We start from the raw sequence: 4,494 nt of genomic DNA on the forward strand, positions 1-4,494 counted from the left end.
CCCGGGCGGATCTCGAGGTCTGGACGGAGGCGACCGAGGTCGCCCGACGGCTGGGTGTCGCGGGGGAGTTCGGGGCGGCCCTCGGGATGGTGGCCGGGGGGACCGCCCTCGCCCGCCGGTGCGGCATCACCGAACGTCCGGACACCCAGGCCCGCATGCGGATCGACGGCGACAGCCCCCTGCTCCGCTGGATCGACCGCGTGCGGCGCACGCCGGGGCGGGGCGCACGTGCCCGCCTGGTGTTCGATCTGATCGTGCCCTCACCGGCCCTGCTGCGCACGAGCGAGCCGTTGGCGCGCCGCGGCCCGGTGGGTGTGGGGCTCGCGTACCTGCACCGGCCGGTGCGCCTGACCGCGAAGTACGCGAGGTGGGGGCTCGCCGGGCGGCGCGTCACGGCAGTCGCGGGCGTGCCGCGCGGCGCGGCCTGGGCGATCCGCGAGGTCCGCGCCTGCCGGCGTCAGCTGCGCGCCGGTCCGCTGGACCGCGTCCGCCTGTCGGAGCCTCCCTCCGGGCGCGGCACGGCCCGCGGCGTGCGGTGGGGCCTGCGCCTCGCGCGTCCGAGCTGCCTGGAGCGGTCGCTGGTCCGGCGCACGTGGCACCTCGGCCACGGACGGGACCGGCGGGTGGTGATCGGGGTCAGCGGCCCCGGCGAGCCGTTCGGGGCGCACGCCTGGCTGGAGGGTGACGGCGACGGCGCGGGGCTGCTGGAGCTGCTCCGCTGGCCGCGCTGACCGCTGCCGCGCGCGTTTGGCGGACGAGAGGTCCGGGCATCCAGGGTGTCCCCGGAGAAAGGACGCGATGAGCAACGCGCTGGCGGTGTACCTCAACGACCATCTCAGCGGCGCCACCCTCGGCGTCGATCACGCTCGAGAGCTGCAGGCCACGCTGGAGGACACCGCGCACGGACTGGACGTGGCGCGCGTCGCCGACGCCATCGCGGAGGACCGCGACACGCTCGTCGATCTCATCGACCGGGCGGGGATCTCCCGCAACCCGGTGAAGCAGGCGACCGCCTGGGTGGCGGAGAAGGCGGGCCGGGTGAAGTTCAGCGGCCTCAGCAGCGGGGACCGGGACCTCGGCACCTACCTCGCGCTCGAGACGATGTCCCTCGGCGTCGCGGGCAAGCAGTCGCTCTGGGAGGGCCTGCGCCAGGTCGCCGGGTCCCACGAGGTCCTCGCGGAGGTCGACCTCGACGAGCTGATCGCGCGGGCCCGCGAGCAGCGGGAGTTCCTCGAGGACCTGCGGCTCACCTTCGCCAGGCTGGCCTTCGGACCGCAGAGCCTGGCGCGCGAGTCGTCCTGACCCGCGCCGGGCCGCGAGCCCTTGACGCGGCCCACCCGCAGGCGCACACTCGGTCGGTCAGCACCCCGATCGATGGGAGGACAGATGGAACGCGTCATGGCCGACTGTCGCCGCTTCGAGAGCGACAACCGGTGTCAGCTCACCATCATCGGGCCGGAGGACGACGTGATCGCGGCGGCGGCCCAGCACGCCGCGGCCCAGCACGGTCACCAGGACACCCCCGAGCTCCGGGCGGAGCTGCGCAGGATGCTCGAGCCCGAGAGCGCCTACGTCCCGGGTGAACGTACGCCCGAGCCGTTCCCGGCCTGAACAGGAGCCCGTCTCCGTCGCCCGGCGGTTCAGCGACCGGGCGGCGGGCGGCGCAGGTTGGGGGTGGTTAGCCCGCGGGCGCAGCGTGGGTAGGTCGTGATCGTGGACGCACCACGCTCCTCCTCGACCTACGCGCGTCTGGGGCTCGGCATGGCGGCGTTCGGGTCGGCCACGCCGGTCTCGAAGATCGTCGCGGGCGCGATGCCGGTCTTCGTCGGGTCCTTCGCCCGCGTGACGATCGGCGCGCTGGTGCTCGCCCCGTTCCTGTCGGACCCGCGCAAGGCGGTGGCGGCCCTCACCCGCCGCGACTGGATGCTCGTCGCCCTGATCGCGGTGTTCGGGATGTTCGGGTTCTCGGCCCTGATGCTGTACGGGATGCGCGAGGTCCCCGGAGTGGTGGGGGCCGGCGTCATGAGCACCGCGCCGGCCGTCACCGCGGCGGCGTCGATGCTGTTCCTCGGCGACCGGCCGACGTGGCGCAAGCTCGCGGCGATCGCGCTCGCCGTGGGGGGCGTGATGATCCTCCAGCTCGGGGGCTCGACCGGGTCCGGCGGTGGCGACCTGGTGCTCGGCTCGGCGCTGGTCTTCGCCGCGGTCTGCTGCGAGGCGGCCTACACGCTCCTGGGCAAGCTCGTCTCCGAGCACGTCGACCCGGTGCTCGTGGCGTTCCTGGCTGCCGCGCTCTCGCTCCCGTTGTTCGCTCCCCTCGCGGTCTGGCAGCTCGGCGACTTCCATCCCGGTGACGTCGACGCGGACGCGTGGCTGGCGCTCGGCTGGTACGGCGCGGGCACCCTGGCGCTCGGGACCTGGCTCTGGTACTCGGGGATCACGAGGACCGAGGGGTCGGTCGCGGCCGGATTCATGGGGGTCATGCCGGTCTCCGCCCTCGTCCTGTCCTACGTGCTGCTCGGCGACGCGCTGCGGCTCGTCCACCTCGCCGGGTTCGTCGTGGTGTTCGCCGGGGTGCTGCTGGTCTCGTGGGAGCACGCGAGGATGGACGCCCAGGAGTGAGCCTCGCCGGCCGGCTCAGTCGGCGGCCTCGACGCGGTTCCCGCCCGCGGCCTTGGCGCGATAGAGCGCTTCGTCGGCCGCGAGCATGCACGCGCGCTGGTCCCCCCTGAACTCTGCGACGCCGATGGTCACGGTCACGCCCTCGCGGTGGAAGGCCCGCGCGACGGCCTCTCGCGTGCGGTCCGCGATCACCGCGGCGGCCTGCCGGTCGGCGAGCGGGAGGAGCACGCCGAACTCGTCGCCCCCCAGGCGCGCGGCGAAGTCCTCGCCGCGCAGCGCGTCGCGAACGACGCCACCGACGCGCTTCAGCAACGCGTCGCCGACGAGATGGCCCCCACGGTCGTTGACGGCCTTGAACCGGTCGAGATCGAGCACGAGGATCGAGAGCGGTTCGCCGGCGGCCGCGAACCGCTCGTCCCAGGCGCGCCGGGTCGGGAGCCCGGTGATCGCGTCGGTGAGGGCCATGGCCCGGTAGGCGTTGGCGCGCCGGGCCTGCTGCCGTGCGAGGTTCGCCAGGTCCGACGTGACGCTCGCGAGGTGCCGGTCGGAGGCGCTCGTGACGCGGCCGCGCGGTTCGTCCGGCCGGACGAACGGGACCGGTGGCACCACGGGGCCGGCTGCGATGAGCCCCTCGGTGACCGCGACCACGCTCTCGGCGTCGCGCACGTACCCCGCGTAGGTCCGCAGATCCTCGGGGATCCCGCGTCCGCCGAGCATCACCGACACGGTCGGATCGGTGCTCGTGACCGCCACGACGGCCAGCTCCAGCTCGGCCAGGTCCTGCGGCATCGTGAGGGACAGCCCGACCACGTGCGGCCGGACGCGCTCGACGGCGTCGACGATCGCCTCGATCGGCGTGTCGGACCCGAGGTAGGTCGAGTCGAAGCCCGCGCCCTCCAGGATGTCGGAGACCGCGCGCAGGCCGATCGAGTGCAGCTGGCCGGCGACGCTCGCGAGCAGCACCCGGATGCCGTTGGGGACGGCGTCCTCGATGAGCATCGGGTAGATGGAGGCGAGCGCCCGCTGGCTGATGCCCGAGGCGATGTGCTCCTGCGCGACGGAGAGCTCACCGCGCTCCCAGTCCGCGCCCACCTGCTCCAGCGCGGGCTGCACGACCCGCGTGAACGCCGTCGCCGGACCGATCCCCATGGAGAGCGCCTTGCGCAGCGCTGCTTCGGCGCCGTGCGCGTCCCCGCGGCAGATCGCGTCGAGGTACTCGGCGCTGAGCAGCGACGCCAGCTCGTCGTGACGGCGACGCATCGGGTGGGTCCGCTCGGTCACGAGCATCTCTCGGAGGACACGCTTCGACTATCGGCGGGCGCGGGCACCCCTACAAGGGGGAGTTTCCCGGACCGTGCTGCGGACTTGGCCGGGCTTCAGCCGTCCGCTCGCGCGACGGGGAGGCCGAGCGTCACCCAGTCGTGCATGCCGCCACGGTAGTACCGCAGCGTGGCCGGCGACCACCCGGCGTCCAGCAGCGCGGCCACGGCCTTCGGGGTCGCGGTGCACTGCGGCCCGTTGCAGAAGAGCACGATGGGCAGCGGTCCGTCGGGCGGGGCGAGATCCGCGACGATGCGCTCGTGGGGCACTGCGGTCGCCGTGGGGATCGTGCCCTCGTCGACGTACTCCTGGTGGCGGCAGTCCACGACGCGACCCCCGTGGCGCAGGTGCTCGATGACCTCGAGCTCACCGACGGTCACGACGCCTCCCGGCAGGTGGAGCGGCTGGATTACGCCCCAGGTCGCGTCGACGCTGAACCGCCCCGGCTCACCATCGACGGGCCGGGGGACCCGGTCGACCGTCTCGCGGCGCGGCAGGCGGGGCATGAAGGCGTCGGTCATCGCCCTCTGGTTCTACCGGATGCGCGGGCTC

6 protein-coding genes are annotated in these 4,494 nt (G+C 74.0%); 4 read left to right on the plus strand and 2 right to left on the minus strand.

Annotation, left to right across the window (positions count from 1 at the left end; all coding sequences use genetic code 11):
• From ABYE80_RS17535 to ABYE80_RS17550, 4 genes are all read left to right on the plus strand, one after another.
• Positions 1-731: lasso peptide biosynthesis B2 protein (locus ABYE80_RS17535; RefSeq protein ID WP_372791599.1), on the plus strand; the 731-nt coding region annotated here is incomplete at its 5' end.
• A gap of 67 nt (positions 732-798) precedes the next feature.
• Positions 799-1,302, plus strand: coding sequence for a hypothetical protein (locus tag ABYE80_RS17540; RefSeq protein ID WP_372791600.1), 504 nt, complete (start codon positions 799-801; stop codon positions 1,300-1,302).
• Positions 1,303-1,398: 96 nt separating this feature from the next.
• Positions 1,399-1,611 carry a DUF1059 domain-containing protein gene (locus ABYE80_RS17545; RefSeq protein WP_372791601.1) on the plus strand — a complete coding sequence of 71 codons (213 nt, stop codon included), beginning with the start codon at positions 1,399-1,401 and terminating at the stop codon, positions 1,609-1,611.
• Between the two features lie 102 nt (positions 1,612-1,713).
• Positions 1,714-2,622: a DMT family transporter gene (locus ABYE80_RS17550; protein ID WP_372791602.1), complete on the plus strand. Its 909-nt coding sequence runs from the start codon at positions 1,714-1,716 to the stop codon at positions 2,620-2,622.
• Between the two features lie 15 nt (positions 2,623-2,637).
• On the opposite strand, the gene ABYE80_RS17555 is transcribed toward ABYE80_RS17550, so the two are convergent.
• Together ABYE80_RS17555 and ABYE80_RS17560 are read right to left on the minus strand one after the other, a co-directional pair.
• Entirely contained in the window at positions 2,638-3,909 is a 1,272-nt protein-coding gene (locus ABYE80_RS17555; protein ID WP_372791603.1) for a diguanylate cyclase, read from the minus strand.
• 89 nt (positions 3,910-3,998) lie between these two features.
• Positions 3,999-4,463, minus strand: coding sequence for a rhodanese-like domain-containing protein (locus ABYE80_RS17560; protein ID WP_372791604.1), 465 nt, complete (start codon positions 4,461-4,463; stop codon positions 3,999-4,001).
• Positions 4,464-4,494 lie beyond the last annotated feature (31 nt).

Origin of the sequence: Paraconexibacter sp. (assembly GCF_041602235.1) — a bacterium.
Taxonomy (GTDB): Bacteria; Actinomycetota; Thermoleophilia; order Solirubrobacterales; family Solirubrobacteraceae; genus Paraconexibacter.

Coding starts and splice junctions, on each gene's coding strand:
- ABYE80_RS17540 (WP_372791600.1), top strand. CDS start 799: ATGAGCAACGCGCTGGCGGTGTACCTCAACGACCATCTCAGCGGCGCC.
- ABYE80_RS17545 (WP_372791601.1), top strand. CDS start 1,399: ATGGCCGACTGTCGCCGCTTCGAGAGCGACAACCGGTGTCAGCTCACC.
- ABYE80_RS17555 (WP_372791603.1), bottom strand. CDS start 3,909: ATGCTCGTGACCGAGCGGACCCACCCGATGCGTCGCCGTCACGACGAG.
- ABYE80_RS17560 (WP_372791604.1), bottom strand. CDS start 4,463: ATGACCGACGCCTTCATGCCCCGCCTGCCGCGCCGCGAGACGGTCGAC.